Annotated in this window: 9 protein-coding genes; 3 read left to right on the plus strand and 6 right to left on the minus strand. The window is 38.9% G+C overall.

All coding sequences use genetic code 11. From position 1 onward, the window contains the following. Positions 1-81: 81 nt before the first annotated feature. The 6 genes from HMPREF2877_RS07175 to acnA all read right to left on the minus strand — a co-directional run bounded on the left by HMPREF2877_RS07175 (position 82) and on the right by acnA (position 8,975). Positions 82-1,515, minus strand: coding sequence for an NADP-dependent glyceraldehyde-3-phosphate dehydrogenase (locus HMPREF2877_RS07175; RefSeq protein ID WP_045768877.1), 1,434 nt, complete (start codon positions 1,513-1,515; stop codon positions 82-84). Positions 1,516-1,733: 218 nt separating this feature from the next. After that, a complete protein-coding gene (gene ptsP / locus HMPREF2877_RS07180; protein WP_002884022.1) occupies positions 1,734-3,467 on the minus strand; it encodes a phosphoenolpyruvate--protein phosphotransferase in 1,734 nt (577 codons plus the stop codon). A 4-nt stretch (positions 3,468-3,471) separates the two neighbouring features. Then, positions 3,472-3,735: a phosphocarrier protein HPr gene (locus HMPREF2877_RS07185; protein WP_045772118.1), complete on the minus strand. Its 264-nt coding sequence runs from the start codon at positions 3,733-3,735 to the stop codon at positions 3,472-3,474. Positions 3,736-3,996: 261 nt separating this feature from the next. Next, positions 3,997-5,172: an NADP-dependent isocitrate dehydrogenase gene (gene icd, locus HMPREF2877_RS07190; RefSeq protein WP_045768878.1), complete on the minus strand. Its 1,176-nt coding sequence runs from the start codon at positions 5,170-5,172 to the stop codon at positions 3,997-3,999. 13 nt (positions 5,173-5,185) lie between these two features. After that, positions 5,186-6,310, minus strand: a complete 1,125-nt coding sequence (locus HMPREF2877_RS07195) for a citrate synthase (protein ID WP_002884029.1) — start codon at positions 6,308-6,310, stop codon at positions 5,186-5,188. A gap of 1 nt (position 6,311) precedes the next feature. Beyond that, positions 6,312-8,975, minus strand: coding sequence for an aconitate hydratase AcnA (acnA, locus tag HMPREF2877_RS07200; RefSeq protein WP_004182713.1), 2,664 nt, complete (start codon positions 8,973-8,975; stop codon positions 6,312-6,314). Between the two features lie 331 nt (positions 8,976-9,306). Between acnA and nrdH the strand changes: the two genes are divergently transcribed. From nrdH to nrdF, 3 genes are all read left to right on the plus strand, one after another. After that, a complete protein-coding gene (nrdH, locus tag HMPREF2877_RS07205; RefSeq protein ID WP_045768879.1) occupies positions 9,307-9,531 on the plus strand; it encodes a glutaredoxin-like protein NrdH in 225 nt (74 codons plus the stop codon). Positions 9,532-9,621: 90 nt separating this feature from the next. Next, positions 9,622-11,781: a class 1b ribonucleoside-diphosphate reductase subunit alpha gene (nrdE, locus tag HMPREF2877_RS07210; protein ID WP_013990782.1), complete on the plus strand. Its 2,160-nt coding sequence runs from the start codon at positions 9,622-9,624 to the stop codon at positions 11,779-11,781. 157 nt (positions 11,782-11,938) lie between these two features. Further along, a complete protein-coding gene (gene nrdF, locus HMPREF2877_RS07215; RefSeq protein ID WP_014633295.1) occupies positions 11,939-12,898 on the plus strand; it encodes a class 1b ribonucleoside-diphosphate reductase subunit beta in 960 nt (319 codons plus the stop codon). Positions 12,899-13,010: the final 112 nt, after the last annotated feature.

The raw sequence follows: 13,010 nt of genomic DNA on the forward strand, positions 1-13,010 counted from the left end.
CTATTATACCATATTTTAAAAGAAAAAGAGTCCCTATAATGGGGACTCTTTACACTTTTTAATGATTGAATAGCTAAACTCTTAGTAGTTTGCGATATCAAATACTGTTGATTTCACACGAGTCATAGCTTCGATAGAGTATTTCACACCTTGAGTTCCGGCACCAGATCCTTTAACACCAAGGAATGGGAAGTTATCTGTACCACGTTGTGTTTTGTTGTTGATGTGAACTGTACCAACTTCAAGTTGTTCAGCAATTGCAAATGCACGTGGGTAGTCTTGTGTGAAGACAGCACCTTGAAGTCCGAATTCTGATTCGTTAGAAATCTTGATAGCTTCTTCTACTGAAGATACACGGATGAATGGCAATACTGGACCAAATGGTTCTTCCCAAGCAAGACGCATGTCAGTTGTTACATGGTCAAAGACAGCTGGGTAGATAAGGTTGCCTTCACGTTTCAATTCAGTTTTAGCAGTAGCACCTTGTTCAACGGCATCATTAATCAAACCTTGAACGAAGTCAGCTGCTTTTGTATCGATAAGTGGTGTAACGCTTGCGCTTTCTTCAGGCATACCAACAGTGATATTACCTACCAAAGCAGTTACTTTTTCTACCAATTCATCTGCAACACTATCCATTACAAGAACACGTTTGATAGCTGTACAACGTTGACCTGAATAGTCAAAGGCACCAGCAACAATGTTTTTAGCAGTCAAGTCAAGATCAGCATCTTCAAGAACGATAGCGGCATCTTTACCACCAAGTTCAAGCATGATTGGACGCATAGCTGCCAAACGACCGATATTTTCACCAACTGGAGTTGAACCTGTGAAGTTGATGAAATCAACTGCTTTGTGTTCAACGATGTAGTCACCGATAACAGAACCACGACCTGTGATAGAGTTCAAGACACCTGCAGGGATACCAGCTTCAACAAATGCTTCAACCAAAAGAAGACCTGAGATAGAACCTTGTGTTGGTGGTTTGAAGGCAACAACGTCACCAGCAATCAAGGCAGGAGCAATTTTAGAACCAGCCAAGTTTACTGGGTAGTTAAATGGAGAGATAGCAAGGACAAGACCTACTGGTTCGCGACGAACAACAGCGATTTTTTTCTTGCTACCAGCGTCAAATGCACCACCTTCAAGTACTTCACCTTCCAAACGCAAACCTTCTTCAGCTGCATAGTGGATGATTTCAGCAGTACGAACAACTTCACCGATTGCAGATTTCAAACCTTTAGAGATTTCTTTAGAAAGAACTTGACCGATTTTTTCTGCATCACGTTCCAAGATATCTGCTGCTTTATGAAGGTAAGCTGCACGTTCAGCATATGAAAGTGCACGCCATGCTGGAAGTGCTGCTTTAGCTGCTGCGTAGACTTCGTCTACTTCAGCTTGGCTCATCGCTGGAACTGATCCAAGTTCCTCACCGTTTGCAGGTGCGTAAATAGTAATTTCGTTTTCAGATGTTTTCCACTCACCATTGACATAGTTTTTGTATTGTTTAGCCAAGATAGTAACTCCTTTTATCTATTATAAGACCTATTTTATCATTTTTTTAGAAATAATCCAAGATTTAAACGAGAATTATTCAGAAAATTTTGACAAAAAATAGTTTTAATTATTAACCTAGGTTAGCCGTATTCTACTCCTAACCAATGAATGAGTCAATTATTTTGTCTCTGTTTAGTTATAAAAAAAGTGAAAGCCTAGGCCTCCACTTTTTATGATTAGTCTACGTTAACGTATTCTTTTGAAAGTTCAAGAACTTCTTCCATTGTTGAACATTCAGTAAGCGCACGGTTAGCATATTCTTCCATTTTAGCTGTGTCAAGTTTCTTCATCAAGCTACGTGTACGAAGAACAGATGTCGCTGACATTGAGAACTCATCCAAGCCCATTCCGACAAGAAGTGGAACAGCAGTTTGGTCACCGGCCATTTCACCACACATACCAGCCCATTTACCTTCAGCGTGAGCCGCTTTGATAACATTGTTAATCAAACGAAGGATTGATGGGTTATATGGTTGGTAAAGGTATGAAACTTGTTCGTTCATACGGTCAGCAGCCATAGTGTATTGGATAAGGTCGTTTGTACCAATTGAGAAGAAATCAACTTCTTTAGCAAATTGGTCAGCAAGCATAGCTGCAGCAGGGATTTCAATCATGATACCTACTTCGATATCGTCTGCAACGGCAACACCTTCAGCAACCAATTTAGCTTTTTCTTCTTCAAGAATACCTTTAGCAGTACGGAACTCAGTCAACAAAGCAACCATTGGGAACATGATACGCAATTTACCGTGAACAGATGCACGAAGCAAGGCACGCAATTGTGTACGGAACATTTGGTTACCAGTTTCAGAGATAGAAATACGCAAAGCACGGTAACCCAAGAATGGGTTCATTTCTTTAGGAAGATCGAAGTAAGGGAGTTCTTTATCCCCACCGATATCCATTGTACGAACGACAACAGGTTTACCGTTCATACCTTCAAGAACTGCTTTGTATGCTTCATATTGGTCATCTTCAGTTGGGAAGTCTTGAGAATCCATATACAAGAATTCCGTACGATAAAGACCAACTGCTTCTGCACCGTTATCATTTACACCTTCAACGTCTTTAGGTGTACCGATGTTAGCAGCCAATTCGAAATGTTTTCCATCAGCAGTAACTGTTTGAGCATCTTTAAGGAGAGCCCATTCAGCTTTTTGTTTAGCGTAAGCTTCACCAGCTGCTTTAAACTCAGCAATTTGCTCTTCAGTTGGGTTGATAACAACTTCACCAGTAATACCTGAAACCGCCAAAATGTCGCCATCTTTGACAAGTTCTGTGATGTTATTTGTACCAAGAACGGCTGCGATTTCAAGTGTACGAGCCATGATTGCAGAGTGACTTGTACGTCCACCGATATTAGTAACAAAAGCTTTTACGTACTTTTTGTTCAACTGAGCTGTATCAGATGGTGTCAAGTCATGAGCAACAACGATTGATTCTTCGTTGATTGTTGCTGGGTTAGGCAATTTTTTACCAAGCAAGTTAGCAAGCACACGTTTTGTAACGTCACGAATATCCGCTGCACGTTCTTGCATGTATGGGTTGTCTTCCATACCTTCAAAAATAGCGATAAACATGTCTGTTACTTCTGTCAAAGCAGCTTCAGCATTAACTTGTTTAGCACGGATAGTTTCTTTAATTTGACCAGTCATTTCTGGGTCAGCAAGAACCATCAAGTGAGCATCAAAAACGGCTGCCGCTTCTTCACCAAGGCTTTCAACTGCTTTTTCACGGATAACAGAAAGCTCGTCTTGTGACGCCGCTAGAGCAGCATCTAGACGAGCCTCTTCTGCACTTGTATCTTCAACTGTTACAGTTTCAAATGACAAGTCCGGTTGAACAAGCAGATATGCCTTAGCAACTGCAACACCATCAGATGCTGCGATTCCTTTAAGCATTTCTGTCATATTCTTATGCCAATCCTTCTTTTGTCATTGTTTCTGCGATTGCTACGATTGCGTCATCAGCATCAGCACCTTCTGCAGAGATAGTTACGTCAGCACCTTGACCAACACCAAGGCTCATAACACCCATGATAGATTTAAGGTTAACTGCTTTACCTTTGTAGTCAAGAGTGATATCTGAAGCAAATTTGCTAGCTGTTTGAACAAGCAAAGTAGCTGGACGTGCGTGGATACCTGTTTCTGCAACAATGTGGAAATCTTTAGAAGCCATAATGGATTCTCCTTCTTCATTTGGAATATTTGAGTTATCAATGATAACCCTTACAATTTAGAATTATAACATAGCTAATTGAGATTATCAAGGTTAAAACGTACTTTCTACAAGTTTTTCGAAAGCTTGTCTCTCATTTTACTGGTCATTTTCATTTTTCAAAACATAAGCAAATACTAGTCTCTAGTTATTTACAACATTTTCAGAAAATTTCTTTCATGGTGTTTTCAATCGTTAATTTTCATTTTCGAGCAAAAACAATCACATAATTGAAAGAATTTGATTGCTAAAGGCACTCGTTGAATAAGCTTGTTTCCCAAATGCTAAGTCAGCTGTAAAGATATCAGCTTTAAATGTCTTCTCAATAGCACTTGTAATCAGTTGAGCTGCCTCAGTCCAACCAATATAATCTAGAAGCATGCAGCCAGATAATAAAACTGAGCAAGGATTAGCCTTATCTTGATCTGCAATATCCGGAGCTGTTCCATGTGTTGCTTCAAAAATAGCATGGCCTGTTTGATAGTTAATGTTGGCTCCAGGGGAGATGCCGATACCACCAACTTGTGCAGCCAAGGCATCACTGGCATAATCACCATTCAAGTTGGTTAAGGCAACAACATCAAATTTTTCTGGATTTAAAAGAATCTGTTGGAGAAAGTTATCAGCGATTATATCATTAATCTCTAAACGACCAGCCAGCAATTCTTCTTTATAGTCTTCCTGAGCTACTTCATAACCCCATTTACGGAAGCCACCTTCTGTGAATTTTTGAATATTCCCTTTATGAACCAATGTCACTTTCTTTAGATTGTTCTTGAGAGCATAGTCGATAGCAGAGCGAATGAGACGTTTACTTCCTTCTATTGAAATTGGCTTAATTCCGATACTACTTGACTCTGGGAAGCGAATTTTATTAACATTCATTTCTGTCTGGAGAAACTCAATCACGCGCTTGACATCTGCCGTTCCTGCTTCCCATTCAATCCCAGCATAAATATCTTCGGTATTTTCACGGAAGATAGTAATATTTGTTTTTTCTGGTTCCTTAAGTGGACTTGCTACTCCGTCAAAGTAACGAACAGGTCTAACACAAGCGTAGAGATCAAGTTCTTGACGTAATGCTACATTTAATGAACGGATACCACCACCTACTGGCGTCTCAAGCGGTCCCTTAATAGCTACTAAACTTTCTCGAATAGCTTCCAAAGTTTCTTTCGGCAACCATTCACCTGTTTTGTCATAAGCCTTCTTACCGGCTAGAAGCTCTTGCCATTCAATATGACGCTTTCCTTCATAGGCTACTTCTACTGCTTTATCAAAGATTGCTTGGGCATTCTTCCAGATATCATGTCCAACACCATCGCCTTCAATAAAAGGGATAATTGGACGATCAGAAACTTGAAGCTGTCCATTTTTCATTACGATTTTTTCTGCCATATAGCTTTCCTCCCTAGCGTTTTTCTAAAGGAATATACGTCATATTTTCTTGTCCGATGTATTGTGAGCGTGGACGAATCAATTTGTTATTTTTTTGTTGCTCTTGAATATGAGCAATCCAGCCGGCAACACGACTCATAGCAAAGATAAGTGTGAAGATATCGCTGTCAATTCCTAGAGTATGATATACAGTGGCTGAATAGAAGTCCACATTGGGAATCAATCCCTTCTTTTCTTTCATGAATTCTTCAATTTCTTGAGACATGTTAAAGAATTCTTCATTCTCAGTACCCTCTGTCAACTTTTTAGCCATATCTCTTAAGAAAATTTCACGAGGGTCCTGTTTCTTGTATACACGGTGTCCAAATCCCATGATTTTCTCTTTAGAGTCAAGTTTTTCCTGCAAGTAAGCATTAACATCACCAGATTCACGGATTTCTTTAAGCATATCAAAGACGCGTTCATTAGCTCCACCATGCAAGGGACCTTTTAGAGCACCAATAGCTGTTGTGACACAAGAATAGATATCTGTCAGAGTCGAGGCACAAACACGCGCTGCAAAAGTTGAGGCATTCAACTCATGATCAGCATGAAGAATTAAAGCCTTATTCATAGCTTCAATTTCAATTTCAGAAGGTTCAACACCATTCAGCATGTAGAGAAAATTAGCCGCAAAACCTAAATCTTCTCTTGGTTTGAGGGGCATTTTACCAGTACGTAAGCGTGCAAAAGTCGTAATAATTGTAGGCAATTTAGCCATCAATTCAATACTTTGCTGATAAATTGCCTCCATGGATCTTTCCTCGGCGTCCACATTGTAAACCCCAAGAAGGGAGACTGTTGAACGTAAAACACTCATTGGGTGCAAATGGGGACGAGATTGGATAAGAATGCATTGCTCAACAGCATCAGAAATATCATAGTTCTTACGCAACTCAGCTTCAAAATACTTGAGTTCCATTTGCGTAGGAAGATGACCATTCCACAAGAGATAAATCACTTCCTCAAAAGACGCTTTATTATCCATAAACTCGGAAATATCATATCCCGAATACGATAAATGATCATCAATAATAGATGAAATCCTAGTATTACAGGCAATCATGTCCTTAAGTCCATTAATTTCAACTGTTGTCATATTAGGCTCCCTTCAATTTTTTTCTTACAACCATTGGCAAGATACCACCATTTTTATAGTAGCGAATATCAGCATCTGCATCAAAGCGTACCAAAGCTTTAAAAGTTTTGGTTTGTTCAGGTGTTGAAGCTGTAACGGTGATAACATCATGGACACCTGGATTTTCTGAAAGGTCAAAGCTAAAGGTCTCATGTCCTGTCAATCCAAGACTTTCAGCATTTTCTCCTTCCATAAATTGGACTGGTAAAATCCCCATCATAACGAGATTTGAACGGTGAATACGCTCAAAACTCTCAGCAAGCACTACTTTTACACCAAGAAGATTAGCACCTTTAGCCGCCCAGTCACGACTTGAGCCCATACCATAATCCTTACCGGCAATTACAAGCGTATCTTGATTAGCTTCTTTATATTTCATAGCAGCATCGTATATAGGTAGAATGTCACCATCATATTTAGTATATCCACCAATTTTTCCATCTGCTAACTCATTCTTGATACGAATATTAGCAAAGGTTCCTCGCATCATGACTTCGTGATTTCCACGACGGCTACCATAAGAATTGAATTCTTGATAATCAACACCATTCTCAGTCAAATAACGAGCTGCTGGACTATTTCTGGCAATATTGCCTGCTGGAGAAATATGGTCTGTTGTTACCGTATCTCCGAATTTAGCCAAAACCTTCAAATCTTTCAATGGTTCAATGCTCAAATCATCTCCTAAAGCATCAAAATAAGGTGGGTTTTGAATATAGGTAGAGTTTTGATTCCATTTATAATTTTGACTTTGTTCAGTAGGAATGGCATTCCACTTCTCGCTATCAGAAAAGACATTAGCATATTCATCTTGGAAAAGTTGACGAGTGACGTATTTATCAACATAAGTCTCAATTTCTTCACGAGATGGCATAACATCCTCTAAATAAACAGCTTGACCATTGTCGTCAAAACCTAAAGGTTCAGTTGTCAAATCAATATTCGTGTTACCAGCTAAGGCATAAGCAACAACCAATGGTGGGCTAGCCAAGAAATTCGCTTTAACAAGTGGATTAATACGCCCTTCAAAATTACGATTTCCTGACAAAACAGCACTCGCTAATAAATCAGTGTCTACAATAGCCTTAGCCACCTCAGGACGTAAGTCTCCTGAGTTCCCAATACAGGTTGTGCAACCGTAACCTACCAAGTTAAAGCCAAGCTTATCTAGATAGGTTTGCAAGCCTGAAGCTTTGAGATAACCAGTAACAACCTTAGAACCTGGTGCCAAAGATGTCTTCACTGTTGGAGATACTTTTAATCCTTTCTCAACCGCTTTTTTAGCTAAAAGACCGGCTGCCATAAGAACGTAAGGATTTGAAGTATTGGTACATGATGTGATAGCTGCAATGGCCACATGACCTGTTTGAATTGTTTCTGAATGATCCTCAAAGTCAACGTTTGCAGTTTTTGCTAGCTCTTCCTTATCCAAACCAAAACCACGGACACCAGCTTCTCGTACCACTGCATCTTGAAATTCTTGCTTAGCATCTGATAAGAGAATCAAATCCTGTGGACGTTTAGGACCTGAGATAGAAGGTTTAATGGATGACAAATCAATTTCAACAATCTTAGTATACTTGGCTTCTTTACTTGGATCATAGAAAAGATGATTGGCTTTTGTATAGGCTTCAGTGACTTGGATGTGTTCCTCATCACGGTTAGTTAAACGCATGTAGTTAAGAGTCTCGTCATCAATAGGAAAATAACCACAGGTCGCTCCATATTCTGGTGCCATATTAGCGACTGTAGCACGGTCAGCTAGAGACAAACTCTTCAAGCCAGGTCCAAAGTACTCAACAAATTTACCAACCACATTTTCAGAACGAAGTACCTGAGTAATCTTGAGAGCCAAATCTGTTGCTGTAGCAATTTTAGGCAACTCTCCCGTCAGATGTACACCAATGACCTCTGGAATTGGGAAATAAGATGCTTCACCGAGCATAGCTGCTTCAGCTTCAATACCGCCAACACCCCAACCAAGAACGCCAATACCATTAATCATAGTTGTATGACTATCAGTACCAAACATAGAGTCAGGATATAGGAGCCCATCATTTTCAATAATAACATCACTCAAAAATTCAATATTAACCTGATGAATAATCCCTGTAGCTGGTGGAACAGCACGGTAATTTTCAAAAGACTGTTCGGCCCACTTTAGAAATTCATAGCGCTCGTTATTACGTTTAAACTCTAGATTAATGTTATCTTCAAGAGCAGTATCACATCCGTATGAATCCACTTGGACAGAGTGGTCAATAACCAAATCCACTGGAATCTCAGGGTTAATAAATTCGGCTTTACCACCATTAGCCACTATAGCATCACGCATTGAAGCTAAATCAACAACAACAGGAACTCCTGTAAAATCTTGTAAGATAACACGACTTGGTTTAAAAGGCACTTCGGAAACTGTCGGAAAATTCGGAAATTTCATCAGGTCAGAAATGTGAGATTCCTTAACATCGACGCCATCTTTTTTTCGGAGGAGACTTTCAAGTAGTATTCGAATGGTATAAGGTAGTTCTCCGACCTTAACATCATGAGATTTTGCTGCTTTTTCGAGATCATAGAAAGAGAATGTCTTACCATTTACAGTTAGATTTGAACAGTATTCTTGCATACTTGAACCTCCATTAGTTAAAAATTTTCTTTATTCTACACTGTTTTTTTTGAAAAAACAAATAGAATTGGCATTTTGATGTTATATTATATAACATGCATAGTTAGATATTTCTTTTTTCGTCATTTCCATATACAAATCCTATTTAATTTAGGAAACTTAAAAAAGCCTTTAAAACACAAGATATAGGGTTGTGTTTCAATACTAAACACAAAATATTGTATTTCCTTGAGATATTTAGCTTGATTTTTCCCAATATTTTGGGTATTCTATTAGAGTCGAAAAAGTGGCTCTTGGCCACTTAAAATCTTTTTATAAAGGAGTATTTGCAATGGCAAAGATTACATTGTTTTCTAAAAACAACTGCATGCAGTGCAAAATGACTAAAAAATTCTTGGAAAAGGAAGGTGCTGATTTCGAAGAAATCAACATTGATGAACAGCCAGAAAAAATCGATTACGTTAAAAGCCTCGGTTTCACTGCTGCTCCAGTTATTGAAGCCGGCGATATCATCTTTTCAGGTTTTCAACCGGCTAAACTTAAAGAAATCCTTTAATTATCAAGTTTTTATATAGAAAGGAACTTGTTTGCTTAGTTTAATGTTTCAACCTTAATATACTATTAAACTGAGCCTGGTATCTGTATTATGTCTTTAAAAAATCTTGGCGATGTCTCATACTTCCGCCTCAATAACGAAATTAACCGTCCTGTTAACGGTCAAATTCCTTTGCATAAGGACAAAGAAGCGCTTCGTGCCTTCTTCCTTGAAAACGTTAAGCCAAATTCAATGGCATTCAACAGCATCACAGATAAAATTAATTATTTGATTGAGAACGATTATATTGAGTCTGAATTCATCGGTAAATACGAACCTGCTTTCATCGAAAAATTGTCTGCAGAAATTCATTCTCAAAAATTCCGCTTCCAATCTTTCATGGCAGCCTACAAGTTCTACCAACAATATGCCCTCAAAACAAACGATGGCGAGTCTTACCTCGAAAGTATTGAAGATCGTGTTCTATTCAACGCCCTTTACTTTGCTGATGGTGATGAAAACCTAGCTAGTGACCTTGCCAACGAAATGATTCACCAACGTTACCAACCTGCTACTCCTTCATTTTTAAATGCTGGACGTAGTCGTCGTGGTGAACTCGTGTCATGTTTCCTTATTCAAGTAACAGATGACATGAATTCTATCGGACGTTCTATCAACTCTGCCCTCCAGTTATCACGTATTGGTGGTGGGGTAGGTATTAGCCTGTCTAACCTTCGTGAAGCTGGTGCTCCTATCAAAGGATATGCTGGGGCAGCCTCTGGTGTCGTGCCTGTTATGAAGCTTTTTGAAGATAGCTTCTCTTACTCAAATCAACTTGGTCAACGTCAAGGTGCTGGTGTTGTTTATTTGGATGTTTTCCACCCAGACATCCTTGCCTTCCTTTCTACTAAGAAAGAGAATGCTGATGAGAAGGTGCGTGTTAAGACACTGTCACTTGGTGTTACAGTTCCAGATAAATTCTACGAGTTGGCACGTAATAATGAAGATATGTACCTCTTCAGCCCTTACTCAGTCGAAAAAGAGTACGGTAAACCATATAACTACATTGATATTACAGCTATGTACGATGAGTTGGTTGCCAATCCAAATATCACAAAAACCAAGATTAATGCCCGTGAGCTAGAAACTGAAATTTCTAAACTCCAACAAGAATCAGGTTATCCATATATCGTCAATGTTGATACAGCCAATCGACACAATCCAATCGATGGTAAGATTATCATGTCCAACCTCTGTTCTGAAATTCTTCAAGTTCAAACACCAAGTGAACTTAACGATGCACAAGAGTTTGTTAAACTCGGTACAGACATTTCATGTAACCTTGGATCAACTAATATCCTTAACATGATGACTTCACCTGACTTTGGTCGTTCGATTAGAGCAATGACACGTGCGCTTACCTTTGTTACAGATAGCTCAAGTATTGATGCTGTACCATCTATCAAAAATGGTAACCAACAAGCTCATACCTTTGGTTTGGGAGCTATGGGGCTTCACTCTTACCTCGCTAAACACCATATCGAGTATGGTAGCCCTGAATCTGTTGAATTCACTAATATCTACTTCATGCTAATGAACTACTGGACTTTAGTTGAATCTAACAACATTGCCCGTGAACGTCAAGAAACCTTTGTCGGTTTTGAAAAATCAAAATATGCTGATGGTTCTTACTTTGACAAATACGTTACAGGCCAATACGTTCCTAAATCTGACCGTATCAAAGAACTTTTCGATGGCCACTTCATCCCACAAGCCAAAGATTGGGAAGAACTCCGTGAACTCGTTAAGAAAGATGGACTCTACCATCAAAACCGTTTAGCTGTTGCGCCAAATGGCTCAATCTCTTACATTAACGACTGTTCGGCTTCTATCCATCCAATCACACAACGTATTGAAGAACGTCAAGAAAAGAAAATCGGAAAAATCTATTATCCAGCCAACGGTCTTTCAACAGACACAATTCCTTTCTATACCTCAGCCTACGACATGGACATGCGTAAAGTTATCGACGTTTATGCCGCTGCGACTGAACACGTTGATCAAGGTTTGTCATTAACCCTGTTCTTGCGTAGTGAGTTACCAAAAGAAATTTACGAATGGAAAACAGAAAATAAACAAACGACTCGTGACCTTTCTATCCTTCGTAACTACGCCTTTAACAAGGGAATTAAATCAATCTACTACATCCGTACTTATACAGATGACGGTGAAGAGGTTGGTTCTAACCAATGTGAAAGCTGTGTCATCTAAGATGGTGATTTAACGATAACAACTTCACTAGTCTTATCTACAAAATGCATTAAAAGGTCGGTTCGCCGACTTTTTTAATAGATCAACTCAAAAAACTATATCATGATTTTGAATTATGATAAAATAGTAACGATATCAATAAAGAAAGAGGTTTCTAATGGAAACTTACTACAAAGCCATTAACTGGAATGAAATCGAAGATGCGATTGATAAATCTACCTGGGAAAAATTGACCGAACAATTTTGGCTAGATACACGTATCCCACTTTCAAATGACCTTGATGACTGGCGTAAACTTTCAGCTGAAGAAAAGGATTTGGTTGGAAAAGTTTTCGGTGGTTTAACCTTGCTAGATACCATGCAATCTCAAACTGGTGTTGAAGCCATTCGTGCAGACGTACGTACACCTCATGAAGAAGCTGTATTGAACAACATTCAGTTCATGGAATCTGTTCACGCGAAATCTTACTCTTCAATCTTCTCAACTTTGAATACTAAATCTGAAATTGAAGAAATTTTCGAGTGGACTAACAGTAACGAATACCTCCAAACCAAGGCGAAAATCATTAACGATATCTATGAAAATGGAACGCCTCTTCAGAAAAAGGTTGCTTCAACATATCTTGAAACATTCCTTTTCTATTCAGGGTTCTTCACTCCGCTCTATTATCTTGGTAATAACAAGCTGGCTAATGTCGCTGAAATCATTAAGCTCATTATCCGTGACGAATCTGTTCACGGAACTTATATTGGCTATAAATTCCAACTAGGGTTCAACGAATTGCCTGAAGAAGAGCAAGAAAGTTTCCGTGAATGGATGTATGATCTTCTCTACCAATTGTATGAAAATGAAGAGCTCTACACTAAATCTCTTTATGATGGTGTTGGATGGACTGAGGAAGTTATGACTTTCCTTCGTTACAACGCCAACAAGGCTCTCATGAACCTGGGACAAGATCCACTCTTCCCAGATAGTGCGAACGATGTTAACCCAATCGTTATGAATGGTATTTCTACAGGAACATCTAACCACGACTTCTTCTCTCAAGTTGGTAATGGTTACCTTCTAGGTACTGTTGAAGCCATGCAAGATGATGATTATAACTACGGACTATAAGAAAAACTAGCTAAGCTAGTTTTTTTATTGTGTTCAATACTGTATTCGAAAAACAAACAGAAAAAGAGTTCAAATTGAACTCTTTCAGAATGAAGACAAACATCGTTTTTGA

Source organism: Streptococcus sp. HMSC072D03 (genome assembly GCF_001812855.1).
GTDB lineage: Bacteria > Bacillota > Bacilli > Lactobacillales > Streptococcaceae > Streptococcus > Streptococcus salivarius_D.